Origin of the sequence: Streptomyces sp. NPDC046977 (assembly GCF_040644455.1) — a bacterium.
GTDB lineage: Bacteria > Actinomycetota > Actinomycetes > Streptomycetales > Streptomycetaceae > Actinacidiphila.
Genome location: NZ_JBEYWO010000009.1, coordinates 141493 through 165303, shown reverse-complemented (window position 1 = coordinate 165303; position 23811 = coordinate 141493). Strand labels below are relative to the sequence as shown.

Below are 23811 nucleotides of genomic sequence, written 5' to 3'. Positions count from 1 at the left end.
CTCTTTACGTGATCTTCCGGGGCACCGCCCCGGCCGGTCCGCACCGGGACGTGGCGCAGCTTGGTAGCGCACTTGACTGGGGGTCAAGGGGTCGCAGGTTCAAATCCTGTCGTCCCGACGGTGCTTGCGAACGTATCCGCAGCTCAGGGCCTTGCTCCACTCCGGTGGGGCAAGGCCTTCGTGCGTCGGGCACAGCTCGCATCGCGCACTCCTCCGTCGTGACGGGATCCGGCAGCGGGACGTGGGCGGGAAGCCGCCTCCTCAGCCGTCGCACGGACATCAGCCCCTCCCCGGAGCCGGTCGCGGACGGTGACGGGGCGTCGCACACCGCAGCCCCTCGGACCGAACTGCCCTCGCACCAAGGGCAGTCTGCCCAGTGGCCCGCCGCTTGCTCAGGGTTGCCGGGGACCGGACCTCGCGAGAGCGGCTCCCGCTCCGGGTGGTGCGGGCATAATGGCCCGATACATCGGATGTCCTGGAGGCGAGGGCGGTCATGGCAGTCACCGACGAGGCGATCGAGAAGATCAAGGGGATGATCGTCTCCGGTGCGCTGCGCCCCGGGGACCGGCTCCCCAAGGAGAGCGAACTGGCGGCGGACCTCGGACTGTCGCGCAACTCGCTGCGCGAGGCGGTGCGCGCGCTCTCGCTGATCCGCATCCTGGACGTGCGGCAGGGCGACGGCACGTACGTCACCAGCCTGGACCCCCAACTCCTGCTGGAGGCCATGAGCTTCGTGGTGGACTTCCACCGCGACGACACCGTGCTGGAGTTCCTGGCCGTGCGCCGCATACTGGAGCCCGCGGCGACGGCCATGGCGGCCGCGATCATCCCCGAGTCCCAGCTGGACGCCCTGGAGGGCCAGTTGGCGGCGCTGGGCACGGACCCGTCGGTCGAGGAACTGGTCGCGTGCGACCTGGAGTTCCACCGCGGCATCGTGCAGGCGGCCGGCAACTCGGTGCTGTGCTCGCTGCTCGACGGGCTGTCCGGGCCCACCACGCGGGCGCGGATCTGGCGCGGGCTGACCCAGGAGGACGCGGTCAGCCGCACCCTGCACGAGCACCGGGCGATCCTGGGCGCGCTGCGCGACCGCGACGCCGAGGCGGCCCGGTCGTGGGCGACGGTGCATGTCGCCAGCGTCGAGCAGTGGCTGCGCTCGACACTCTGAGTGGCCGTCCGGCTGCGAACCGGGGACGGCCCCGCGCGCGTCCGATCCTTCGAAGAAGTGATCGACAAAAGGGATCGGATGAATCCACGCCCACGCCTGCTCTCCCGCCCGGCTGCCCGCACGGGCCGCCCTGTCCGCGCGACCCCGGGGCCCCGTCCGCGCCTCCGGCTCCGCCGCCCCTCCCGCCGCACGTTGCGGCGCGGCGCCCTCGTGGTCGCGCTCGCCGTGCTGCTGCCGGTGCTGGCCGCCGGCGTCGCGCTGCGCCTGGAGTTCGCCGGCGACCCCTCCGGCTCGGGCCCCGACCGCGGCCGCAACGCGGTCTGGCTCGGCCACGCCTGGGTCGACGGCCGCCGGGACGCGGCCGACCTGGCCGCGCTCGGCCGGCAGCTGCGCGGCAGCGGCACCCGTGACCTGTATGTGCACACCGGTCCGCTGGAGTTCGACGGCAGTCTGGATCCGGGGCTGTACCCGGGGGCCGCGTCGCTGGTGCGGGAGGCGCACCGCGCGCTGCCCGGGGTGCGGGTGCAGGCGTGGCTGGGACAGGTGGTCTCGCACCACGGCGAACAGGGGCTGCATCTGGACGACCCGGCGACGCGGGCCCGGATCGGGGCGAGCGCCGGGCAGGCGCTGGCGGCGGGCTTCGACGGGGTGCACCTGGACCTGGAGCCGATGTACTCCGGCGACCGCGGCTTCCTCGACGTCCTGGACTCCGTGCGCGTGCTGACGGCCCGGCGGGGCGCCGTCCTGTCCGTCGCGACGCACCAGATCGACCCGCTGCCGTCCCTGCACGTGCCGGCCGGCGCGCTGTTCCACCACCCCAAGTGGTGGTCGCAGGCCTACTTCGGGGAGGTCGCCCGCCGGGTCGACCAGGTCGCGGTCATGGCCTACGACACCGCCATGCCGCTGGAGAGCCTCTTCGGCGGATACGTGGCGCAGCAGACCGCGCTGGCCCTGGAGGTGACCCCGCCGTCCACCGACCTGCTGATCGGGCTGCCCGGCTACCACACCAACAACCTGGGCCACCACGCGTGGGCCGAGACCGTCGCGGCCGCCGCCCGCGGCGCGCGGCTGGGCCTGGCCCGGCACGATCCGGCCCGCGAGCGCTTCGGGCTGGCCCTGTACGTCGACTTCCACGCCACCGCGGACGACTGGGCCGCGTTCCGCTCCGCGTGGGGGCCGGAGGACGACGGGACGCGTACGACCGGTGACGGTGGGGATCATCCCCCTACGAAGGCGGCGGCACCTGTCCCGTGAAGCCGTAGGCTGGTGCAGCACGCGAAGGAACGGCAGCCGGCGGGGGTGACACCATCTCCCTTCCGGCCGGAAGGAGGCGCTGGGTGATCGAGCTCGAGGGAGTTCCCGAGCTGATCGACCCGGTCATGGTGGCCGCGTTCGAGGGCTGGAACGACGCCGGGGACGCCGCCTCCGCCGCGGTCGGGCATCTGGACCGGGAGTTCAAGGGTGAGGTGTTCGCGGCGCTGGACGCCGAGGACTACTACGACTTCCAGGTCAACCGTCCCACGGTGTGGATGGACGGCGGCGTACGCCAGATCACCTGGCCCACGACCCGGCTGTCCGTCGTCCGCATCGAGACCCCCAAGCCGCGCGACCTGGTCCTGATCCGGGGCATCGAGCCCAGCATGCGCTGGCGTTCGTTCTGCAACGAGATCCTGGGCTTCGCCCACGAGCTCGGTGTCGAGATGGTCGTGGTGATGGGCGCCCTGCTCGGCGACACGCCGCACACGCGTCCGGTCCCGGTCACCGCGGTGACCTCGGACCCGGACCTGGCGACCGCGCTCAGCCTGGAGGAGTCCCGCTACGAGGGCCCGACCGGCATCGTCGGCATCCTCCAGGAGGCCTGCACCCACGCGGGCATCCCGGCGGTGAGCCTGTGGGCCGCCGTGCCGCACTACGTCTCGCAGCCGCCCAACCCGAAGGCCACGCTGGCGCTGCTCAACCGCTTGGAGGACCTGCTCGACCTGCGCATCCCGCTGGGTGAGCTGCCCGAGGACGCCCGCGCCTGGCAGGTCGGGGTGGACGAGCTCGCGGCCGAGGACAGCGAGGTCTCCGAGTACGTGCAGACCCTGGAGGAGGCCCGCGACACGGCCGAACTGCCGGAGGCCTCCGGCGAGGCCATCGCCCGCGAGTTCGAGCGCTACCTGCGGCGCCGCGACCCGCAGGCGGGCGACCAGGACGCCGCCGGCCCGTACCTGCGGGAGACCTCGCCGAAGCCGGACACCGGCACCGCCGGCGGCGGCGGCACCGGCGGCGGTCTGCCGAGGGCCGACCGGGACGAGGCGGGGAAGGACCGCGCGGCCGACACCGACGGCGAGAACACCGAGGACACCGGGAACACCGACAACGACGAGTGAGCCGGGCGCCGCACGAATGCCGAAGGCCGTTGCCCCCCGCGGGGGGCAACGGCCTTCGGCGTTGCCGGGGTCAGCTCACAGCGCCACGCCGAGCAGGGCGTTCACCGCACGCGACACCAGCCCCGGGGCGCCGGTGTCGGTGCCGCCCTCGGCGGCCTGGAGCGCCGCCCAGCGGTCCACCGCGGCGAGCGCCGCGGGCGCGTCGAGGTCGTCGGCCAGTGCTTCGCGGATCTCCTCGACCAGCGCGTCGGCGGACGGCCCGTCGGGGCGCGACACGGCCGCGCGCCACTCGCCGAGCCGCTCGACGGCGCGCTCCAGCACGGCGTCCGTCCACTCCCAGTCCGAGCGGTAGTGGTGGGCCAGCAGGCTGAGGCGTATGGCGGCCGGGTCGACGCCGTCCCGCCGCAGCTGCGAGACGAAGACCAGGTTGCCCTTGGACTTCGACATCTTCTCGCCGTGGAGCGCGACCATGCCGGCGTGCACGTAGGCCTTGGCCATCGGGAACTCGCCGGTGAGCACCTGGGCGTGGGAGGCGCCCATCTCGTGGTGCGGGAAGGCGAGGTCGGAGCCGCCGCCCTGGACGTCGAAGCCCATGCCGAGGTGGTCCAGCGCGATGGCGACGCACTCGATGTGCCATCCGGGCCGTCCCCGGCCGAGGCTGCCGCCGTCCCAGCTGGGCTCCCCTTCGCGGGCCGAGAGCCACAGGATGGGGTCGAGGGGGTTCTTCTTGCCGGGGCGGTCCGGGTCGCCGCCGCGCTCGGCGGACAGCGCGCGCATGGCGGCCGCGTCGAGGTGGGAGACGCTGCCGAAGTGCGGGTCGGCCTCGACGTGGAAGTAGATGTCGCCGTCGAGCTCGTAGGCGGCGCCCGCCTCGAGCAGCCGCTCGACGAGCGGGACGATCCCGGGGATGGCCTCGACCGCGCCGATGTAGTGGGCGGGCGGGAGCATCCGCAGGGCGGTCATGTCCTCGCGGAACAGGGTGGTCTCGCGCTCGGCGAGGGCCGTCCAGTCCTGGCCGGTGGCCTCGGCACGCTCCAGCAGCGGGTCGTCCACGTCGGTGACGTTCTGGACGTAGTGGACCTGGCGCTTCGTGTCGAGCCACACGCGCTGCACGAGGTCGAACGCGTTGTAGGTGGCCGCGTGCCCCATGTGGGTGGCGTCGTAGGGGGTGATCCCGCAGACGTAGATGCGGGCGACCGGACCGGGGTCCAGGGTTACCGGGCCACCGGTCGCGGTGTCGTGGAGACGAAGATCGCGTCCTGTGCCCGGGAGGGCGGGGACGTCGGAAGCGGGCCAGGCATGCATGTCATGAGATTAACCGCCCGGGTGATCGGCAAACGACCGCTGGGGTCCCCCGGGACTGTGCCATCGCCCACTGCGGCGCCCCGGCGGACCTGCCCGGGGCCCCTCGGACGGCGATGCGGGCGACCGGACCGGGCCCGGGGTGAAGGGGCCACCCGTCGCGGCGTCGTGGGGACGAGGATCGCGTCCCCGTGCCCGGAAGGGCGGGGACGCCGGAGCATTCAGCGGGGCCGGGGCCCTCTCGCCCGCCTCAGATCGGGGGCCACGGGATGGCCGGCCACTCCCCGGAGGGCTCCGGGTGCCGTCCCGTGCGCAGCAGGTCCGCCACCCGCTCGCGCAACGCGGCCAGTTCCGCGGCGGTGATCAACCCGGCCAGCCTCGCCCCGAGGCCGCCGTCCCCGAGCTCGGCCGCCAGCTTGCCGCGGGGCCGGGGCCCTCTCGCCCGCCTCAGATCGGGGGCCACGGGATGGCCGGCCACTCCCCGGAGGGCTCCGGGTGCCGTCCCGTGCGCAGCAGGTCCGCCACCCGCTCGCGCAACGCGGCCAGTTCCGCGGCGGTGATCAACCCGGCCAGCCTCGCCCCGAGGCCGCCGTCGCCGAGCTCGGCCGCCAGCTTGCCGAGGACCTCCACGGCCTCCTCGGTCAGCGGCTCCCCCGCCCATCCCCACAGAAGGGTCCGCAGCTTGTTCTCCGCGTTGAACGTCACACCGTGGTCGATGGCGTAGAGGCCGCCCTGTGCCGCCGGCAGCAGGTGGCCGCCCTTGCGGTCCGCGTTGTTGATCACGGCGTCGAGCACCGCGAGCCGCCGCAGCCGCTCGTCGTCCGCGTGCACCAGCAGCGCGGTGCGGCCCTCGCCGACCTCCGCGAAGCCGACGGCCTTCCAGCCGGGCGCCGGCTCCTCCGCGTCGACAAGGGCGAGCAGGCCGTCCCCGTCGTCAGCGTCCTCACCGTCCTCGCCGGGGGTGTCGATCCACAGCTGGCACATGCCCTCGCCGTACGGCCCGTCGCGCAGGACGGTGGGCGGCACCAGGCCCCAGCCGGTCGCCTCGGAGACCAGGTAGGCGGCCACTTCGCGCTGGGCCAGCGTGCCGTCGGGGAAGTCCCACAGCGGCCGCTCGCCGGCGACCGGCTTGTAGACGCAGTGCGCGGTGACGCCCTCGTGGGCGATCTCGCAGTAGAGCACGGCGTTGGAGGCGTCGCGCAGCCGCCCGAGCACGGTCAGTTCGCCGTGCGTCAGCAGTTCCGCCCCGGTTATGCCGCCGACGGCGTCGCCGCTCAGGCCGTCGCCGATCGCCGGTACCCGTTCTGACGCGGGCATACGTGTCCTTCCGGGTCCAGGGGCAGACTGCACAGGGGGCACGGGGGCCGGCCCGCGGCCACCACGTCCAGGGCGCGCTTGGCGAAGGTGCGGGCCTGGGCGCCGGTCAGGCGCACCCGCAGCAGCGGCGGCCCGTTCTCCTCGTCCTGGAGGAGCATCTCCTCCGCGGCCTCGAGGTCGTCCTCGTCGTCCGCCTCGATCTCGACGAGGGCCTGCGCCTCCAGGATCATGCGCTCCTCGGCGCCGTCCCAGGCCAGGGCCATGGTGCCGACGCGGAACTCCTCCTCGACCGGGGCCTGGAGAGGTGCGTTGTCCGCCAGCTCGCTGGGGGCCACGGCGGGCACGGGCGCGGCGCCGCCGGTGCGGCGGACGACCTCGTCCAGGAGTTCGTCGATGCGTTCCGCCAGCGCCTCGACCTGGGTCTTCTCCAGGGCGACACTGGTGGTCCGGCCGGCCGCGCTGGCCTGCAGGAAGAAGGTGCGTTGTCCTGGCTGGCCAACGGTGCCTGCGACAAAGCGATCGGGCTTGTCGTAGAGGAACACCTGACGAGGCACGTCCTGCTCCGTTTGCTCGGTGTCGTGGAGGTCCGGTCCACCCTACTGCGGAAGCTGATCACGGTGCGCCCGCACCACCACCGACCTCCGCGTCCCCCGGGGCGGCCGTGGGCTTCTCCCGCGGGCGGAGCCCGTCGAGGCTGCCGGTGTCCCCGAGGCGGAGCAGGAAGGGCCGTTCCGAGGTGTAGCGGATGGCCGTCACGGAGCAGGGGTCGACGGCGATGCGCTGGAAGAGGTCGAGGTGCATGCCGAGCGCGTCGGCGACGATCGCCTTGATGACGTCGCCGTGCGAGCACAGCACCCACAGCGCGTCGGGCCCGTGGGCCTCCTCCATGCGGGCGTTCCACTCGCGTACGGCGTCGACCGCGCGGATCTGCATGGCGCGCATCGACTCGCCGCCCTCGCCGGGGAAGACGGCGCCCGACGGATAGCGCTGCACGACGCCCCACATGGGCTCGTCGGCGAGTTCGGCGAGCTTGCGGCCGCTCCAGTCGCCGTACGCGCACTCCGAGACTCGCTCCTCGACGTGCAGGGGCACGTCGGGCAGTACGTCCAGCAGCGGCTGGACCGTCTCGCGGCAGCGCTGCAGCGGGCTGGTGACGACGGCGGCGGGCGGCAGGGCGGCGAGCCGCGCGGCGAGGTCCGCCGCCTGGTCGCGGCCGGTCTCGTCGAGGGCGACTCCGGGGAGCCGTCCGGCCAGCACGTTCTCGGAATTGGCGGTGGACCGGCCGTGCCGGACCAGGATCACGGTGGACATGACCGCCACCATACGGCCGCCGCGGGACCGGTGTGTCGGCGGCGATTCGCGGAAAGAGACATACGTGATCGTGGACTGTGCCGTGTACCGAGACGGCGAGCGAGCGGCGACCCCCACCGACGTGGCCGAGGCCCTGGAGACCGCGCGGGCGATGGACGGCGCCTTTGTGTGGATCGGCCTGTACGAGCCCACGGAGAAGGAGTTCGACCTCGTCAGCCGCGAGTTCACCCTTCATCCGCTGGCGGTGGAGGACGCCCTCAGCGCGCATCAGCGCCCCAAACTGGAGGTCTACGAGGGCTCGCTGTTCCTGGTGCTGAAGCCGGTGGCGTACGACGACGCGCGGGACACGGTCACCGCGAGCGAGCTGATGGTGTTCGTCGGGAAGGACTTCGTCGTCACCGTGCGCCATGGCGAGGGCATCGCCCCCGGGGAGATCCGGCACCGGCTGGAGGCCGAGCACGAGGTGCTCAAGCACGGTCCGGGCGCTGTGATGTACGCCATCAGCGACACCGTGGTGGACGACTACATCGTGGTGGCGGCCGATCTCCAGGCCGACCTGGAGGAGCTGGAGACGGAGGTGTTCGCGCCCGAGCTGCGGCGGACGGCCGCCCGGCGCGGCGCGGAGAGCACGGCCAGCCGGATCTACGGGTTCAAGCGCCAGTTGCTGGAGTTCCGCCGGGCGGCCTCGCCGCTGACGCAGCCGATGATCCGGCTGTCCGCGGGCACGGTGCCGCATGTGGCGTCCAGCACGCAGCCGTTCTTCCGGGACGTCGCCGACCACCTCACCCGGGCCAACGAACTGGTGGACGGCCTCGACCGGCTGCTCAGCGACATCCTCGGCGCCCATCTGACCCAGGTCGGCGTGCGGCAGAACGACGACATGCGCAAGATCTCGTCCTGGGCCGCCATGGCCGCCGTGCCGACCATGATCACCGGCGTGTACGGGATGAACTTCGAGCACATGCCGGAACTGCGCCAGGTGTGGGGCTATCCCGCGGTCCTGGCGGTGATCGTGGTGGCCGAGATCCTGCTCTACCGGACGTTCAAGCGGCACGGCTGGCTGTGACGGCCCGCCGCGACGCCCCCGCCCGGCCCTGCCGCGTCTAGACCGCGGCCTCGGCCGCGGTGGCCGGCCCGCCGAGGGCGTCGCGCCGCTGCGGCATGGACAGCCGCACCATGCGCCGCCAGCCGCCCAGGCGCTCGTAGACGTACACGGCGTGGATGCCCGCACGCAGCAGCGCGGACCGGCCCCCGGACCACCCGAGGGCGCGTCCCATGTGGGCCATGACGGCGAGGCTGACGTCGCGGTGGACGCGGATCTCGGCCAGCGCGCAGACGCGCAGGGTGTGCCGGATGGCGCGGCCGTGCCCGGCGGCGGCCAGGCGCAGCAGCTCCTCGTGGCAGTAGGCGAGGTGGTTGTCCTCGTCCTGGGAGATCATGCGGACGGCGCGGCCGATGTCGGGGTGGCCGGCGAAGTGCCGGGCGAGCAGGGCCATCTGCTCGGAGGCGCGCTGCTCGGTGACGCGGCTGTGGGCGAGGTAGGTGACGACGTCCCCGACGGTCAGCGGCTCGTCGCGGCGGAGCTTGTCGTGGGCGAGGCCGATGCCGCCGCGCTCCAGCAGCATCGTGTAGTCGGTGTCCGCGGGCACGGGCACGGGGTCCAGGCCGCGCCTGCGCAGCAGGGCGTTGAAGATCCGCCCGTGCTTGTCCTCGTCGGCGCCGTGCCGGGCGATCTTGGGGGCCAGGGCGCGCTCCTGCTCGGGGACGAGGGCGGCGATGCGGCCGTTCTCCCAGCCGCCCTGGGCCTCGCCGCTGGCGGCGATCGAGCAGAAGAGCCGGAAGGACTCGTCGTGGTCGAGGATCTCCTGGAACAGACTCCGGGCGGAGAGCATGCGGGAACCTCCTGCGCGAACCGGATGGACCACCGGATAACTCAATAAATCGACCATGCGTAAATGAAGAGTCAAATGCCCCGGAAAGCCGGTGGCAACAGGCCCGCGCGTCAACTCGGCCGAACGGATGAGGACGAACGGGTGAGGGGTGCGTAACCCTTGGCGCTTCCCCGCGTTGAGTTTGCTGACGGCCGTGGCGGGGAAGACCCCCGAGCCCCCACCACGGCCGCGAAAACCGAGGGGTCCTGCGGCCGGACCGGGTGCTCGTGATTTCATAGCCCCTCGGAGGGGTCACTACCTAGACATGTTCAGCAAGGCGACGCGGAGCCGCTCGACGGTGCGTCCAGCGGGCCCCGCGGGTTCTGACTGGGCCCCTTATGCGCGCCTGGACGACGCGGCGCACGCCTACTTCCTCCATGCCGACGTGGCCCTGGAGGCGATCGGCGGGGTCCTGGGCCGGCGCCGGGTACGCGGCTTCACCCTCGAACGCGTGGTGGACCTCACGGAGGCCGGGACCTCGGTGTGGCAGGAGGCCGCGGTCTGCGACGGGCGGCGGCTGATCCTCTGGCACAGCGAGGAGGTCGCCGACGAGGACGCCCCCGGCGGCCGGGTCCTGGACTCCTCCGTGCAGGTGCTCCCCCTGGAGACCATCGGCCACGTCGGGATGCGCACCCTGGTGGGCCACGACGAGGAGGGGCGGCGCGTCGACCGCGGGGTGTACGTGGTGCTGGCGACCGCCATGCCGCACGAGCTGAGCGCGGTCCGCGGGGACGCCGACGGGACGATCGCCTCGGCCCGGTTCCGGCCGGAGGCCTTCCGCTTCAGCAAGTCCCTGGAGGACGGCGGCCCGGGGCAGATAGCGCGCCTGACCGCCTTCGGACGGCTGCTGGGGCGGCTGGTCCCGGGCTGAGCCGGAACCGGCCGCCGCCGCGCGGTGCCTGCCGGGTCTAGTCGGCCAGCCCCGCCCGCTCCAGGGCCTCGACGCCGGCGCGCAGGGCCGCGATCCGCTCGTCCAGGGTGAAGCCCGCCGGGGCGAGGGTCAGCGTGGTCACGCCGGCCTCGGCGTACGCCTGCATGCGGTCGGCGATGCGCTCCACCGGCCCGAGCAGGGTGGTGGAGTCGATCAGCTCGCGCGGGACCGCGGCCGCGGCGCCGTCCTTGTCGCCGGCCAGGTACTTGTCCTGGATCTCGGCGGCCTCCTTCTCGTACCCCATGCGCTGCGCCAGCTTGTTGTAGAAGTTCTGCTTGCGGCTGCCCATACCGCCGACGTACAGCGCGGTGTAGGGGCGGAAGATGTCGGCCAGCGCGTCGACGTCCTCACCGAGGGCGACCGGGACGGTCGGGCAGACGTCGAAGCCCTCCATCGTCTTCCCGGCCTTCTCGCGGCCCGCCCGGATGGGGCGCAGGGCCGTCTCCTCCAGGTGCTCGGCCGAGGGGAAGATCAGCAGGGCGCCGTCGGCCAGTTCGCCGGTCTGCTCCAGGTTCTTCGGGCCGATGGCCGCGATGTACAGCGGGATGTGCTCGCGGACGGGGTGCACGGTCAGCTTGAGGGCCTTGCCGGGGCCGTCCGGCAGCGGCAGCGTCCAGTGCTCGCCCTCGTGGGTCAGCCGCTCGCGGGACATCGCCTTGCGGATGATCTCCACGTACTCGCGGGTGCGGGCCAGCGGCTTGTCGAACCTGACGCCGTACCAGCCCTCGGAGACCTGCGGCCCGGAGACGCCGAGGCCGAGGCGGAAGCGGCCGCCCGACAGCGAGTCGAGGGTGGCCGCGGTCATGGCCGTCATCGCGGGCGTGCGGGCCGGGATCTGGAAGATGGCCGAACCGACGTCGATGCGCTCGGTCTGGGCGGCCACCCAGGCCAGGACGGTGGGCGCGTCCGAGCCGTAGGCCTCGGCCGCCCAGCACACCGAGTACCCGAGGCGGTCCGCCTCCCGCGCGACGGCGAGGTTGTCAGAGTCCATCCCGGCGCCCCAGTAGCCGAGGTTGATCCCGAGCCGCATAGCGCTCCCCTTACCAACGAGTAACGTCCTTGTTCCCCGGACCATATCGCCCTGACGGCGGCACGGCGCCTGTCGGGTACGTCACTCGGGCCCAAATACTGCCGTTGACCAGTAATCTCACCCCTCATGGAGCAAAGGCACCTCGGCCGTACCGGACTGCGTGTGTCCCGGCTCGGGCTCGGCACGCTGACGTGGGGACGCGACACGGGCGAACTCGACGCCGCGGACCAGCTCAAGGCCTTCTGGGAGGCCGGCGGCACGCTCGTCGACACGGCCGACGTGTACGGCGACGGCGGCGCGGAGTACCTGCTCGGCCGGCTGGTCGAGGACCTGGTGCCGCGCGCGGACCTGGTGATCGCCACCAAGGCCGGCAGCGTCCCCGACCCCGACCGGCGCTTCGACGCCTCCCGCGGTCATCTCCTGGCCGCTCTGGACGCCTCGTTGCAGCGGCTCGGGACGGACTACGTGGACCTGTGGCAGGTGCACGCGTACGACCCCACGACACCGCTCGACGAGACCCTGCAGGCCCTCGACCTCGCCGTCACCTCGGGCCGCGCCCGCTACGTCGGCGTCTCCAACTTCTGCGGCTGGCAGCTCGCCAAGGCCGCCACCTGGCAGCGGGCCGTGCAGACCCGCACGCCGCTGTCCAGTACGCAGATGGAGTACTCGCTGCTGCAGCGCGGCATCGAACGCGAGGTGCTGCCCGCCGCGCTGGACCTCGGGGTGGGCCTGCTGCCCTCCTCCCCGCTCGGACGGGGCGTGCTGACCGGCAAGTACCGGCACGGCACCCCGGCGGACTCGCGGGGCGGGTCGGAGGACATGGCGCCCTTCGTCGCGCCCTACCTCGACGAGACGGCCCGGCTCATCGTGGACGCGCTGGCCATAGCGGCCGACGGACTGGCCGCCTCGCCCCTCCAAGTGGCCCTGGCCTGGGTGCGGGACCGCCCCGGCGTCGCCGCGCCCATCGTCGGTGCGCGCAACGCCCAGCAGCTGGCGGCGGCGTTGTCAGTGGAGGCCCTTAGTCTTCCGGAAGAGATCTGCCAGGCGCTGGACGACGTTTCGGCGCCGCTGCACCGCTATCCGGACCACGACTGGAGCACGCTGTGAGCGTCCTCCGGCGGTAGTCCGCCCACCTACGGAGGCCACCGTGACCGAGGACCGCGACGACCGCGACCGCGAGGACCGCAGCGGAGCGGGGACGCCGCCCGGTGCCGACGCGGCGCCGGAGCAGTCCGCCGGTGCCGCGGACGAACCCGGCGAGGACGCGCCGCGGCCCCGGCGCCCGCGCCCGTCCACCGAGGGCGTCGGCTCGCAGCTGCCCGATGAGCTGACGGACCTGGCGGCCGCGGTGCGGGCCATCGAGCGCGGTGAGCGTCCGGCGGCCGTGCCCCGGGACCGCACCTCCCCGGCGCGGCCCGCTCCGGAGCGCCCAGCCGTGCCCGCGCCGGCCCCCGCCGCGATGGCACCGGCGCCCGTGCCCGCCCTGCTGAGCGGCGACGCGGTGGCCGCGGCGCGCACGGTGCTCGCCGCGGGCGGCGCACCGGAGGGGCTGGCGGAGGCGGCCGTGGCGGCCCTCGGGGAGCGGGCCGGCGAGGCGCTGCGCGACGACCCGTGGCAGGTGCTGTCGGTGCCCGGCGTGCGGGTGGACCAGGCCGACGGCTTCGCCAAGGCCCTGCTGGGCGGCGCCGCCGGCCCGGAGGACGAGCGCCGGGTGCGCGCCCTGGTCGTCCGGCTGCTGGAGCAGGCGGCCGAGCAGGGGCACACCGCGGTGGAATGGTCCGTGCTCGGCGCGGCCCTGGGCCGGCACGCGGTCACGGCCGCCGACGACGCGCTCAAGGCGGCCGTCACCGACGGTGTGGCGCTGCTCTTCCACGTTCCCGACGACAGCGCCGGACCGGCCCGCGCCACGGGCGGCGACAGCGACGCCGACGAGGACGCCGAGCAGCCGGTGCGGCTGCTGCTGGGGCTGGACCGGTGGGCGATGGCGGAGGAGAGCCTCGCCGACGGCCTCATGCGGCTGCTCAACACCTTCTCCCCCGACGAGGGGCCGGACTGGGAGGGCGCGGCCGCCGCGGCGCCCTCGCCGTCCGCCGGCGCCCTCGTGCGCGCCGCCGCGGAGAGCGGACTCGTGGTGCACCAGGGCGCCGAGGAGGCCCGTGCCGAACCGGCCGCCCTCGTGGCGGCCGCCCGGACGCTGGGCCTGCGCGCCTACGCCGCCGCGGCCACCGAGGACGGCCGCAGGCGGCTGGTCGCGGCGGGCGCGGGCGAGGACGCGGTGGCCACCGTCGCGGGCCTGCTCGCCGGCCAGGAGGGGCCCGGACGGGACGAGGACGGGACGCTGGCGCTCGACCTGCTGGCGGTCCTGGACGCGCCCCTGCTGGACGTGGAGACGGCCGCCACGCTCGTCGAGGCCGTGCCCGACGGCGCGCGGCTGGTCCTCTCCGGTGACCCGATGGCGCTGTGGTCCGCCGGACCCGGGCGGGTCTTCGCCGACCTGGCGGCCGCCAAGGTGTGCCCGCAGGTCGCCTCGCGCACACCGGACCCGGGGCCGATCGGCGAGCTGGTCTCCGGGATCGGCATCGGTGAGCTCGCGCAGGTGGAGGCACCGGAGAAGGAGGTCGTGATCGTCCCGGTGCGGGACGCCGGCGAGGCGGTCCACCGCACGGTGCAGCTGGTCGCGGACTCCGTGCCCCGGGTCATCGGGGTGCCCGCCGGCAGCACCCAGGTCATCACCCCGGGCCACGGCGGCGCCGCCGGTACCCGGGTGCTCAACGCGGCGCTCAAGGAACGGCTGAACCCCGGCCCCGGCCGCTTCGGCGGTTTCGACCCCGGCGACCGTGTGCTCGTGGGCCCCGGCCCCGGCACTGCCGTGCCGGGCACGGTGACCGGTGGCGGGGACGAGGGGCTGCACGTGGACTGCGACGGGACCGCCGTCGTCGTCGCGCCCGACGCCGTCGCCGCGCAGGTGCGCCACGGCTGGGCGGTCACCGCCCACCAGGCCGCCGGCCGCCGCTGGCCGGCCGCCGTTGTCGTGCTGCCGGGGGACGCCGCGCAGACCCTGACCCGGGCCTGGGTCTACACCGCCTTCGGCCGCGGCGAGCGGCACCTCTCCGTCGTGCACGGCGTCGACCAGGCGCTGCCCCACGCCGTCGCCGAGGTCCCGGCGCGGGACCGCACCACGCGGCTGCGCGACATCCTGCGCGAGCAGGCGGCATCGGCTTCGGCGCAGTAGCGCACGGCACGGGGGCCCGGAGGTGCCGGGCCCCCGTGCGGGGCGTCATGCCTGATCGCGTTCCTCGCCGAGCGCGTCGCTCTCGTCGTCGAAGACCGCGCTGACGTCGAACCGGCAGATGAGGTGGCGCGGATCGGCCTGCTCGAAGGGGGTGGCCAGCCACTCCCCCGGCTCGGCCGCCTCCACCGCGGTCACCCAGACCGTGGAGTCGCCCTCCTCCAGGCCGAACTCCTTGTGCCGCTCGGCGATCTCGTCGGGCTCGTACTCCCCGAACAGCGCCCCGATCGCGGCCGCGACATCGGTGCCGGCCTCCTGCCCCGCGTCGGCGACGCGTTCCGCCTGCTGCACCAGCCGCTCCGGATCGCCCACGGTGTAGTCGCGGCGGATCAGGACGCTGATCGCCTCCGGCTCCTCGGGACCGTTGTACTCGGGAAGCGTGTCCCCGAGCGGCACCTCGAAGGGGGTGACCTCGTCATAGGTGTCGTAGAGCAGTTCGTCGTAGGCCTCGGCGGCCGAGGCGAGGGCCTCGAAGGCCTGGTAGACCGCGGGATCGTCCTCCCCGGTCCGGTGCTCGACGGCGGCCAGGTGGCGGTCCAGAGCGGCCTTCACCGCCTCGACGGCGGCTCGTACCTCGGCAACAGTGGGCTGCGCGGCATCAGACATGCGGAAGACGCTATCCGTACTGGGGCGCTCCCCGCACAATAGATGCGATGCCTGAATACGAATTCAGAGATGTGTACGTGCCTCGGGGCGTCTCCCGCAAGGAGGCCCAGCGGCTTCTGACCGACCACGCGGAGTACGGGCATTGGGAGTTGGACCGTCTCCGCCTCTACCCGGACGGCAGCCGCCGGGTACGGCTGCGCCGAAGAATCATCCGCCAGGTCCGCGCCACATGGTGACGTACGCCACACATGAAGCGGGGCCCCGCATCGGCGGGGCCCCTTTCCTCATACGCCGCCCCATGGGGGAGACAGAGGCGTTCAGCGACGGACCGCGCGGGCGCGGCGGAAGAGCACGGCACCGCCGAGCAGCAGGCCGGCGCTGGTGAGCAGCGCGGTGCCGAGGTCCTCGGTACCGGTCTGGGCCAGACTGGGGCCGCCACCGCCCGGCACGCCGGCCGGCTCCGGGTTGTTGTGCTCCGGGTAGTTGTCGTGGTCACGCGGCACGTTGCGGTGCGGCGGGCGCGGGTGGTGCCCGTGGCCCTTGCCGCCACCGCCGTAGTGGTGGCCGCCGCCGTAGCCGCCGGCGTTCACGCACGTGTTGCCGACGGCCGGGTTGAGCAGGCCGATGACGTTGACGGAGTTGCCGCAGGCGTTGACCGGAATGTTCACCGGCGCCTGAATCGCGTTCCCGGAGAGGATGCCGGGCGAGCCGACAGCCGCGCCGTGGGCCGACGCGCCGCCGTGCCCGTAGCCGCGCCCGTCACGGTCGCCGCCGAAGCCGCGGCCCCCGTCGTTGCCGCCGAAGCCGTGACCGCCGTCGTTGCCGCGGCTGCCGAACGCCGAGTCGACACCGCGGGTGGAGCCGCCGCGGCCGCCGCCGTCCTTGTCGCGGTAGCCGCCGCCGACGGGCTTGCGGAAGCCCTTCTTGTAGACCTTGACCTCGCGGTGGCCGGGGGAGCCGTTGACGCAGGTGTTGCCGGCCGCCGGGTTCAGCAGGCCCACCACGTTGATGGTGTTGCCGCAGACGTTCACCGGGATGTTCACGGGAACCTGGATCGCGTTGCCGGACGCGATGCCCGGCGAACCGGCGGCGACGCCGGACGCGTTGGAGTCCGCGTAGGCGGCCATACCGCCGGTCACGGCGAGCACGCCGCCGGTCGCGACCGCGGTGAGCAGCCCCTTTTTCGCGACTTGTCGCATGGATTGTCCCTGCCTTGCTTTTCCAGATACGGAAACCGGCGGGCAGAGCCCGCCGGGGGAATGGTCGCCCCCCCGGACGTCAGAACTTTTGCCTCCCCCTAGCCGGGGCGGCCCCGGAAGCGCACAGGGCATTTCCGGGGCCGACCGGTTTCAGGCCTCGGAAGAGGCCTGAGAGAACGTCACTTGCCGTCCTTGTCGGCGTAGCCGTCCTTGTCGCGGTAGCCACCGATGGCCTTGTGGAAGCCACCCTTCTTGTAGACCCGGACCTCACGGTGCCCGAAGGACCCGTTGATGCAGACGTTGCCCGCCGCCGGGTTGAGGAGGCCCACCACGTTGATGGTGTTGCCGCAGAGGTTGACCGGGATGTTCACCGGGACCTGGATCAGGTTCCCGGACAGCACGCCCGGCGAACCGGCGGCCACGCCGGACGCGTGGGAGTCCGCGTGGGCCATGCCGCCGGTGACGGCGAGCGCACCGCCGGCCGCAACCGCAGTGATCAGCGCCTTCTTTGCAACCTGTCGCATTGAGTTTCCTTGCCTTGCTTTTCCGGATACGGAAACCGGCGGGCGGTACCCGCCGGGGGAATGAGTGCCCCCCGGAGATGAAAACCGGCACTCCCCCAGCCGGGGCGGCCCCGAAGCCCGTTCAGGGCTTCACGGGGCCGGCCGGGTCAGGCCCTGGAGAGGGCCCGACGCGATGTCACCTGTTGAAGCAGACGTTGCCGACGGCGGGGTTCAGCAGGCCCACGACGTTGATCGTGTTGCCGCACAGGTTGATCGGGATGTTCACCGGAACCTGGATCACGTTGCCCGACAGCACGCCCGGGGAGCCGACAGCGGCACCCTGAGCTCCGGAGTCGGCGACGGCCACGCCGGCACCCGCAGCCACGAGCCCACCGGTGACCACGGCAGCAGCGACGACCTTCTTGATCATTTTTCCTCCTCGTTGGCAAAACGGCCCCAACTTCGGACCGCACAGGAACCAACGAGTGGACACAAGGCGCGCTACTGCCGCTGGGATTCATTCACTCTTTTCGGCTAAGCGGCAGGAAATGTCGATAATTGGCGAGTCGTTTCAACTGCTCGCGAGGAAGCGGTCGAGCACGCGCACGCCGAACTTGAGACCGTCCACCGGCACCCGCTCGTCGACACCGTGGAACATCCCGGCGAAATCGAGGTCCGGCGGCAGCTGCAGCGGCGCGAAGCCGAAGCAGCGGATGCCCAGGTCGTCGAAGGACTTGGCGTCGGTCCCACCGGACAGGCAGTACGGCACGGCCCGCGCGATCGGGTCCTCGGCCTTCAGCGCGGCCTGCATGGCCTCGACGAGCGCGCCGTCGAAGGTCGTCTCCAGCGCCTTGTCGGCGTGCACGTTCTCGCGCCTGACCCGGGGGCCGAGGATGCGGTCGAGGTCGGCCAGGAACTCCTCCTCGTAGCCGGGCAGGAAGCGGCCGTCGACGTGCGCGGTGGCCTGGCCGGGGATCACGTTGACCTTGTAGCCGGCGCCCAGCATGGTCGGTGCGGCGGTGTTGCGCAGCGTGGCCCCGATCAGCTTCGCGATGCCGCCCAGCTTGGCCAGCGTCGTCTCCATGTCCTCGGGGTCGAGTTCGATCCCGAGGGCGTCGCCCAGCTCGTCGAGGAAGCCGCGGACGGACTTGGTGACCCGCACCGGGAACTGGTGCCGTCCGAGCCGGCCGACCGCCTCGCACAGCTCGGTGATCGCGTTGTCGGTGTTGGTCATGGAGCCGTGGCCGGCGGTGCCGTCCACGGTGAGCCGCATCCAGTGCATGCCCTTCTGGGCGGTCTCGATCAGGTAGAGCCGCACGTCCTCGTTGACCGTGAACGAGAAGCCGCCGACCTCGCCGATCGCCTCCGTGACGCCCTCGAAGAGCTCGGGGTGCTTGTCGACCAGGTAGCGGGCGCCGTACACGCCGCCGGCCTCCTCGTCGGCGAGGAAGGCGAGCACGATGTCGCGCGGCGGGCGGCGCCCGCTGCGGAGCATGTCGCGCACGACCGCCAGGGTCATCGCGTCCATGTCCTTCATGTCGACCGCGCCGCGGCCCCACACGCAGCCGTCGGCGATCTCGCCGGAGAACGGGTGGTGCGTCCAGTCGGCGGCGTTGGCGGGCACGACGTCGGTGTGGCCGTGGATGAGCAGCGCGGGCCGCGACGGGTCCTCGCCGGCGATGCGGGCGACGGTGGAGGCCCGGCCCTGGTGCGACTCGAAGATCTGTGGTTCGAGGCCGACCTCGGCGAGCTTCTCGGCGATGTACTCCGCGGCGGCCCGCTCGCCGGGACCCGAGTGGTCGCCGTAGTTGCTGGTGTCGATCCGGATGAGGTCGCGGCAGAGGCCGGCGACCTCGTCCTCACCGGTGGTCGTACGGGCGTCCGAGCTCGACTCGCTCACGCTGTCTCCTTCGTTGGTCGATCTCCCCATCCTCCCCCGCTCCCCCACCGGGCCGCGAGGCCCCCCGGGCCCCCTTCGCACGGTTCCCACGGGCGTCACGAGGGCCCCGGCGGGCGGGTTGATCGAGGGGCCCCGGATGTTTGCTATTGTTTTCCACGTCGCCGGGCCCGAGAGCCAGGCGGCGGACACCTTGTCCGGGTGGCGGAATGGCAGACGCGCTAGCTTGAGGTGCTAGTGCCCTTTATCGGGCGTGGGGGTTCAAGTCCCCCCTCGGACACCATGTGAAGCCTGTGGGCGGTACGGCCGGAGTACGGCGGTACCGCCCATCGGCGTTTGCGGGCGCCGGCGCGTTCGGGTCCTGAACTCCCGGGCGCTCCGCATGCCGTCCGCTGCGGACCGTGGCACGCTGGTTCCGAAGAGTAAGGAGCCCACCATGGCCACTTCGCGAACGGACGGCTCCGCGGCTTCCGGACGGATCGTCCTCGCCGCCGTTCTGATGATCTTCGGTGGCATCTCGGCGATCCTCCAGGGCGCCTCCGCGATCGCCAAGGACACCGTCTTCGTCGTGACCGGCAACTACACCTTCCGGTTCGACCTGAGCGCCTGGGGCTGGATCCATCTCGTGCTCGGGGTGCTGATCGTGCTCGTCGGGCTGCTGCTCCTGCGGGGCGCGCTGTGGGCGCGCAAGGTGGGCGTGGCGCTCGTCGGGCTCGCCATGCTGGCGAACTTCATGTGGCTGCCGTACATCCCCTTCTGGGCGCTGGCGATGATCCTCCTCGACGGCGTCGCCCTGTGGGCCCTGTGCACCGCCCCGGGGCGCAGGCCCGCGGCGGTGTGAATGGCGCCGCCGATTCAGCCGACTGGTCGCGCTGCGGGTGACAGGGGGCGGCGCAGGCGGCAGCGTTGCCCTCAGTACCGGTCCCCCGTACAGACGAGGACGCTCACCATGGCCGCTCTTTGCCGGCCCGGCCTCCACGCCGGCGCCCTGCTCCTGCTCCTCGGCACCGCGGCGTGCTCCGGTATGACCCATCAGGCCGTGGGCAACCTGGTCTACACCACCACCGACGGCAAACCGCAGCAGATCGAGAGCCCCTCGGTCGACGGCTGCCACCCGCTGACGGCCCCCGGCGCGAAGTCGGTCGACAACAACACCGTCAACGACGTGATCCTCTACACCCGCGAGGACTGCCACAACCTCACCGGGACCAGCGAGTTCTACCTGTCCTCGCAGACCAGCGACCCGGGTGTGCCCGGCCAGGCTCCCTGGAAGAGCTTCACCGTGGTCGGCGGAAGCCACTAGCACCAGGGACGGCCGCCATGACGGACGGGAAGGACGACCCGGCCGCGGTGCCCGGCGGGCGCGCGTACCGCACGCCGCGGGAGCGGGCCGCGCTCGGCAGGGCCGCACGGCGGACCACGCCCCGGTCGCGGCACGCGGAGTGGGCGCCCTCGCCGCTGCGGGCCGACCCGGTCGACGTGATCGAGGAGCAGTCCGCCCGCCGGGTGCCCGAACTGGTCCCGATCCGGTACGGCCGGATGTCCGAGTCGCCGTTCCGCTTCTACCGCGGCGCGGCGGCCGTCATGGCGGCCGATCTCGCGGGCACGCCGGTGACGGGGCTGCGCGCCCAGCTCTGCGGGGACGCGCACATGCTCAACTTCCGGCTGCTCGCCTCGCCCGAGCGGCGGCTGATGTTCGACATCAACGACTTCGACGAGACGCTGCCCGGCCCGTGGGAGTGGGACGTCAAACGGCTGGCCGCCAGCCTCGTGATCGCGGGCCGGGCGGCCGGCTTCTCCGCCGGGGAGCGGACGGCGACCGTCCTGGCGGCCGTCGGGGGCTACCGCGCGTACATGCGCCGCTTCGCCCGGATGGGCGATCTCGACGTCTGGTACGCCCACTTCGAGGCGGACCGGCTGCAGGAGCGGTTCGCGCCCCTGCTCGGCGCGCGGGACCGGGCGCGCTGGGAGCGTTCGCAGGAACGGGCACGGTCGCACGACACGCTCCAGGCGTTCGAGAAACTCACGCACGTGGTGGACGGCCGGCGGCGCATCGCGGCCGATCCGCCGCTGCTGACGCCGCTTCGCGACCTGCCGGAGGCGCTGGACGCCGGGGTGGAGCGCGAACTGGCACGGCTGATGGAGCGCTACGGCCACACCCTGCAGTCCGACCGCCGCACGCTGCTGGAGCAGTACCGGGTCGCCGACATCGCCCGCAAGGTGGTGGGAGTGGGCAGCGTGGGGACGCGCTGCTGGATCGTCCTGCTGCTCGGCAAGGACGACGAGGACCCGCTGTTCCTCCAGGCCAAGGAGGCCGACGAGTCGGTGCTGGCCCGGCACGTGGGCGCGTGCCTCCAGCGGACGCAGGGCGAGCGGGTGGTGGCCGGGCAGCGGCTGATGCAGGCCACGAGCGACATCTTCCTGGGCTGGGAACGCGTCCACGGCATCGACGGCCGCCGGCGGGACTTCTATGTGCGCCAACTGCGCGACTGGAAGGGCATCGTGGTGGCCGAGACGATGTCGCCCGAGGTGATGGGCGTCTTCGGCCGCGTGTGCGGCGCCACGCTGGCCCGGGCGCACGCCCGCTCGGGGGACCGGATCGCGATCGCGGCCTATCTGGGCGGGGGCGACGTCTTCGACCGGGCGCTGGCGGAGTTCGCCGAGCGGTACGCCGACCAGAACGAGCGCGACCACCAGGCCCTCCTGGACGCGGCACGCACCGGCCGCGTCACCACACGGTCCGCCTGAGGCCCGGCGGGGCGGTGTGCCGGAACGCCCCGTCGGCGCGGCCGAAGGCGGGGATGTTCGGGCCCGGGGCACGCCCACCGACGCCCGGCACCGCGCCGGCCGGACACGGCCGAACGCGGCCGAGCGCCGGGTTGTCCGGGCCCTGCGGAAGCACTTCGGCGCTGACGAGGCGACGACATGGGCCGTACGGCCACCGGTACCGACCCCGCACTGCCCAGCCGGCCGCCTGACGCCCGGCCCGGCACCAGCCGGACCGGCCGGGCCGCCCCATCCGCTGAGTCGGCACCGCCGAACGCCCGGACGTCCGGACCTCGCGGCAGCAACTCGCCGACAACCACGGCCACGACGGCGGCCACCACCGACGCCCGGCGCCACTCCGGGCGGACGCGGCCGAACACCGAGGTGCCCGGCGCCGCTTCGGCCGGACCGCCGGGACCGCGCGCGATCCGCTCAGCCGACCCGGCCGGACGCCCGGAGGACCGGGCCCTACGGACGACCGCTGACGCCCGGCGCCGCTCCGGCCGGACCGCCGGAACGCCCCGCGGGCCCCTCAGTCCAGGCGGCCGAACGCTCGGAAATCCTGGCCCCCGTCCATGCCCCCTCAACCGGCCCGCGGAGTCCTCGCCGTCGTCGGCTCGGCCGCCGGCGGCGTCGAGTCCCTGCGCGACGGACTCGTGCTGCCCGCCCTCGCCCGCGGCCGGCGGGTGGCCGTCACGCTCACTCCCACCGCCGCCCGCCAGTTGCGCCCCCTCGGCGAGATCGACCGCCTGGAGCGCGCCACGGGCCTGCTGATGCCCGCCGAGCCCCGGCTGCGCCCCGCCGCCCGCGGGCCCCTCAGTCGACGCGGCCGAAGGCCGGGATGTCAGGGCCCTGCGGGAGCAGTTCGGTGGTGACGAAGGCGACGACGGCGGCCAGGACGACGACCGGCACCGTGTCGGCGTTGCCCAGGAGCAGGACGACGAGCACGACCGTGCTGACGGGCAGCCGCATCGCCGCGGCGCAGGAGGCGGCCATTCCCGCGGCCATGGCGGGCACGAGGCCGAAGCCCGGGAGGGGGGCCAGGAGTGCGCCGCAGGCGCCGCCGAGGAAGAGGGAGGGGAAGATGGGGCCGCCGCGCAGGCTGCCCAGGCAGAGGGCGTACGCGAGGGACTTGAGGACCAGTACGGCGATCAGGGCGGTGACGGGCCACGCGTGGGGGTCCGAGGCGAGCTGCTGCAGTGTGCTCTGCCCGGACAGCGCCGCCTCGGCGGGTGAACGGCCGGTCAGCAGGGCGTAGGCGGCGACGCAGACGCCCGCGGCGACCGCGCAGGCGACGGTGTTGCGCAGGGGGCGGCGGGAGACGAAGACCGCCGCGTGCCGGCCGCCGACGACGATCCAGTGGACGGCGATCCCGACGACCAGGCCCATGAGGACGCCCCACACGACGTCGCCGACGTCAAGCGCGGGCGGCCGGGGCAGTCCGATGTCCAGGCTGCCGGTCTTGAGGCCGGTCCAGCGTCCGAACCCGGTGAAGACGATGTCGCCGACGCCGGCGGCGAGCAGGGCGGGCAGCATGACGGCGAACAGCTGCGGTCCGCCGACGCCGGCGACCTCCATGAGCAGGACGGCCGCCACGAGCGGGTTGCCGAAGATCGTCGCGATGGCGGCGGCGGACCCGGCGGCGCCCAGCAGCACGTTGCCGGTCGGGGTGGGGGACGCGCGGACGAGGTTGCGGAAGACCAGCGCGATGCCGCCGCCGAAGGCGATGAGCGGTGCCTCGGGACCGAGGACGGCGCCCAGCGGCAGGCTCGCGACGGCGGCCACGACGACCCCGGGCACCGCCGCGGCGGTGGCGCCGCCCGAGTGCAGGCCGGACGCCGGGATGTGGCCGCCGCCGCCCGGGAGCCGCGTGACGACCAGGCCGACGACCAGGCCGGCGACGGCCAGCAGCGGGATCGGCCACCACCAGGGCGGCTGGGCGTGGCCCAGGTGCCGCGGCCAGTCCTGCCAGACCAGTTTCTGCAGTTCGTGGAGGGCGACGAGGAACCAGAAAGCGAGGAAGGACACGGGGATGCCGAGCACGGCGGAGGACAACAGCGCCCTGCGGTAGTGCGGCTGGCGCAGCAGGGTCCGCAACTGGTCGGCTTCCTGCGGCTGGTTCGCGGTCCCGGAGATCGCCTTCCCCTCTCGTTGCCGTGCGCCGTTTGCGTTGAATGCGGCGTTTGCGACAC

Annotated in this window: 24 protein-coding genes, 2 tRNA genes and 1 pseudogene; 14 read left to right on the top strand and 13 right to left on the bottom strand. The window is 73.4% G+C overall.

The window, feature by feature from the left end:
- Positions 1–44: 44 nt before the first annotated feature.
- The 4 genes from ABZ883_RS16390 to ABZ883_RS16375 all read left to right on the top strand — a co-directional run bounded on the left by ABZ883_RS16390 (position 45) and on the right by ABZ883_RS16375 (position 3537).
- A tRNA-Pro gene (locus ABZ883_RS16390) sits at positions 45–118 on the top strand.
- Between the two features lie 375 nt (positions 119–493).
- Positions 494–1165 (top strand): FadR/GntR family transcriptional regulator, encoded by a 672-nt coding sequence (locus ABZ883_RS16385; RefSeq protein WP_360906307.1) that lies wholly within the window; start codon positions 494–496, stop codon positions 1163–1165.
- A 78-nt stretch (positions 1166–1243) separates the two neighbouring features.
- Positions 1244–2419: a hypothetical protein gene (locus ABZ883_RS16380; RefSeq protein WP_360906306.1), complete on the top strand. Its 1176-nt coding sequence runs from the start codon at positions 1244–1246 to the stop codon at positions 2417–2419.
- An 83-nt stretch (positions 2420–2502) separates the two neighbouring features.
- Entirely contained in the window at positions 2503–3537 is a 1035-nt protein-coding gene (locus ABZ883_RS16375) for a PAC2 family protein (protein WP_360906305.1), read from the top strand.
- 75 nt (positions 3538–3612) lie between these two features.
- Here the strand turns inward: ABZ883_RS16375 and mshC are convergent, their stop codons facing one another.
- From mshC to ABZ883_RS16350, 5 genes are all read right to left on the bottom strand, one after another.
- A complete protein-coding gene (gene mshC / locus ABZ883_RS16370) occupies positions 3613–4842 on the bottom strand; it encodes a cysteine--1-D-myo-inosityl 2-amino-2-deoxy-alpha-D-glucopyranoside ligase (RefSeq protein WP_360906304.1) in 1230 nt (409 codons plus the stop codon).
- A 247-nt stretch (positions 4843–5089) separates the two neighbouring features.
- Complete coding sequence (locus tag ABZ883_RS16365) at positions 5090–5302, bottom strand: hypothetical protein (RefSeq protein ID WP_360906303.1); 213 nt, start codon at positions 5300–5302, stop codon at positions 5090–5092.
- Positions 5287–6156, bottom strand: a complete 870-nt coding sequence (locus ABZ883_RS16360) for an SCO1664 family protein (RefSeq protein ID WP_360906302.1) — start codon at positions 6154–6156, stop codon at positions 5287–5289. Before ABZ883_RS16360 ends, ABZ883_RS16365 begins: the two co-directional genes overlap by 16 nt.
- Positions 6114–6710: a DUF3090 domain-containing protein gene (locus ABZ883_RS16355; protein WP_360906301.1), complete on the bottom strand. Its 597-nt coding sequence runs from the start codon at positions 6708–6710 to the stop codon at positions 6114–6116. The genes ABZ883_RS16360 and ABZ883_RS16355 overlap by 43 nt, the downstream gene beginning before the upstream one ends.
- A gap of 58 nt (positions 6711–6768) precedes the next feature.
- The gene (locus ABZ883_RS16350; RefSeq protein WP_360906300.1) at positions 6769–7467 is read right to left on the bottom strand and encodes a histidine phosphatase family protein; all 699 of its coding nucleotides are present in this window, start codon (positions 7465–7467) and stop codon (positions 6769–6771) included.
- Positions 7468–7531: 64 nt separating this feature from the next.
- On the opposite strand from ABZ883_RS16350, the gene ABZ883_RS16345 reads away from it, so the two are divergent.
- Positions 7532–8533 (top strand): magnesium and cobalt transport protein CorA, encoded by a 1002-nt coding sequence (locus tag ABZ883_RS16345; protein WP_360906299.1) that lies wholly within the window; start codon positions 7532–7534, stop codon positions 8531–8533.
- Between the two features lie 37 nt (positions 8534–8570).
- On the opposite strand, the gene ABZ883_RS16340 is transcribed toward ABZ883_RS16345, so the two are convergent.
- Complete coding sequence (locus ABZ883_RS16340; RefSeq protein WP_360906298.1) at positions 8571–9359, bottom strand: ferritin-like domain-containing protein; 789 nt, start codon at positions 9357–9359, stop codon at positions 8571–8573.
- A gap of 304 nt (positions 9360–9663) precedes the next feature.
- Here ABZ883_RS16340 and ABZ883_RS16335 point away from each other — a divergent pair, with 304 nt between their 5' ends.
- The gene (locus tag ABZ883_RS16335; RefSeq protein WP_360906297.1) at positions 9664–10269 is read left to right on the top strand and encodes a hypothetical protein; all 606 of its coding nucleotides are present in this window, start codon (positions 9664–9666) and stop codon (positions 10267–10269) included.
- Positions 10270–10306: 37 nt separating this feature from the next.
- Here ABZ883_RS16335 and ABZ883_RS16330 read toward each other — a convergent pair whose 3' ends face one another.
- Positions 10307–11359 carry an LLM class F420-dependent oxidoreductase gene (locus ABZ883_RS16330; protein WP_360906296.1) on the bottom strand — a complete coding sequence of 351 codons (1053 nt, stop codon included), beginning with the start codon at positions 11357–11359 and terminating at the stop codon, positions 10307–10309.
- Positions 11360–11485: 126 nt separating this feature from the next.
- Between ABZ883_RS16330 and ABZ883_RS16325 the strand changes: the two genes are divergently transcribed.
- Complete coding sequence (locus tag ABZ883_RS16325; RefSeq protein WP_360906295.1) at positions 11486–12466, top strand: aldo/keto reductase; 981 nt, start codon at positions 11486–11488, stop codon at positions 12464–12466.
- A gap of 40 nt (positions 12467–12506) precedes the next feature.
- On the top strand, positions 12507–14591 hold the full coding sequence (locus ABZ883_RS16320; protein ID WP_360906294.1) for a helix-hairpin-helix domain-containing protein: 2085 nt from the start codon (positions 12507–12509) through the stop codon (positions 14589–14591).
- A gap of 45 nt (positions 14592–14636) precedes the next feature.
- On the opposite strand, the gene ABZ883_RS16315 is transcribed toward ABZ883_RS16320, so the two are convergent.
- Positions 14637–15254 carry a hypothetical protein gene (locus ABZ883_RS16315; protein WP_360906293.1) on the bottom strand — a complete coding sequence of 206 codons (618 nt, stop codon included), beginning with the start codon at positions 15252–15254 and terminating at the stop codon, positions 14637–14639.
- A 47-nt stretch (positions 15255–15301) separates the two neighbouring features.
- On the opposite strand from ABZ883_RS16315, the gene ABZ883_RS16310 reads away from it, so the two are divergent.
- On the top strand, positions 15302–15490 hold the full coding sequence (locus tag ABZ883_RS16310) for a DUF5703 family protein (RefSeq protein WP_319661956.1): 189 nt from the start codon (positions 15302–15304) through the stop codon (positions 15488–15490).
- Positions 15491–15571: 81 nt separating this feature from the next.
- Here ABZ883_RS16310 and ABZ883_RS16305 read toward each other — a convergent pair whose 3' ends face one another.
- From ABZ883_RS16305 to ABZ883_RS16290, 4 genes and pseudogenes are all read right to left on the bottom strand, one after another.
- Complete coding sequence (locus tag ABZ883_RS16305; protein WP_360906292.1) at positions 15572–16453, bottom strand: chaplin; 882 nt, start codon at positions 16451–16453, stop codon at positions 15572–15574.
- Between the two features lie 281 nt (positions 16454–16734).
- Positions 16735–16977 (bottom strand): annotated as a pseudogene (locus ABZ883_RS16300) (chaplin); the annotation flags it as partial.
- Between the two features lie 175 nt (positions 16978–17152).
- Positions 17153–17386 carry a chaplin gene (locus tag ABZ883_RS16295; RefSeq protein ID WP_360906291.1) on the bottom strand — a complete coding sequence of 78 codons (234 nt, stop codon included), beginning with the start codon at positions 17384–17386 and terminating at the stop codon, positions 17153–17155.
- Positions 17387–17527: 141 nt separating this feature from the next.
- A complete protein-coding gene (locus ABZ883_RS16290) occupies positions 17528–18856 on the bottom strand; it encodes a M20/M25/M40 family metallo-hydrolase (protein WP_360906290.1) in 1329 nt (442 codons plus the stop codon).
- A 192-nt stretch (positions 18857–19048) separates the two neighbouring features.
- Here ABZ883_RS16290 and ABZ883_RS16285 point away from each other — a divergent pair.
- The 5 genes from ABZ883_RS16285 to ABZ883_RS16265 all read left to right on the top strand — a co-directional run bounded on the left by ABZ883_RS16285 (position 19049) and on the right by ABZ883_RS16265 (position 22494).
- A tRNA-Leu gene (locus tag ABZ883_RS16285) sits at positions 19049–19136 on the top strand.
- A gap of 153 nt (positions 19137–19289) precedes the next feature.
- Positions 19290–19694 (top strand): hypothetical protein, encoded by a 405-nt coding sequence (locus ABZ883_RS16280; RefSeq protein WP_360906289.1) that lies wholly within the window; start codon positions 19290–19292, stop codon positions 19692–19694.
- A 108-nt stretch (positions 19695–19802) separates the two neighbouring features.
- A complete protein-coding gene (locus ABZ883_RS16275) occupies positions 19803–20156 on the top strand; it encodes a hypothetical protein (protein WP_360906288.1) in 354 nt (117 codons plus the stop codon).
- 17 nt (positions 20157–20173) lie between these two features.
- Positions 20174–21601, top strand: a complete 1428-nt coding sequence (locus tag ABZ883_RS16270; RefSeq protein ID WP_360906287.1) for a DUF2252 domain-containing protein — start codon at positions 20174–20176, stop codon at positions 21599–21601.
- 593 nt (positions 21602–22194) lie between these two features.
- The gene (locus tag ABZ883_RS16265; RefSeq protein WP_360906286.1) at positions 22195–22494 is read left to right on the top strand and encodes a hypothetical protein; all 300 of its coding nucleotides are present in this window, start codon (positions 22195–22197) and stop codon (positions 22492–22494) included.
- Here the strand turns inward: ABZ883_RS16265 and ABZ883_RS16260 are convergent.
- Complete coding sequence (locus tag ABZ883_RS16260; RefSeq protein WP_360906285.1) at positions 22436–23716, bottom strand: chloride channel protein; 1281 nt, start codon at positions 23714–23716, stop codon at positions 22436–22438. The genes ABZ883_RS16265 and ABZ883_RS16260 overlap by 59 nt on opposite strands.
- Positions 23717–23811 lie beyond the last annotated feature (95 nt).